The sequence below is a fragment of the Comamonas sp. GCA5 genome (assembly GCF_036541385.1).
Lineage (GTDB): Bacteria > Pseudomonadota > Gammaproteobacteria > Burkholderiales > Burkholderiaceae_C > Comamonas > Comamonas aquatica.
Genome location: NZ_JAZHFR010000280.1, coordinates 1 through 240, shown reverse-complemented (window position 1 = coordinate 240; position 240 = coordinate 1). Strand labels below are relative to the sequence as shown.

Genomic DNA, 240 nt, shown 5'->3' with positions numbered 1-240 from the left:
AGGGTGCCAAGTTCTGGCTGCAGGTGGTGACCGAACTGCGCAACCGGGGCGTGCAGGACATCTTCATTGCCTGTGTCGACGGGCTCAAAGGTTTCCCCGAAGCGATTGAAGCGGTGTTCCCCAAGGCGGTGGTGCAGCTGTGCATCGTTCACATGGTGCGCCACAGCCTGAACTACGTGTCCTGGAAGCGAAGAAAGGAGGTGGCCGCCGACCTGCGCCGTATCTACACGGCCGCCACCG

Annotated in this window: 1 protein-coding gene; it reads left to right on the top strand. The window is 62.1% G+C overall.

Annotated elements, in window-relative coordinates; genetic code table 11:
- Window positions 1-240: transposase (locus SJH88_RS19635; protein ID WP_274755436.1), on the top strand; the 240-nt coding region annotated here is incomplete at both ends.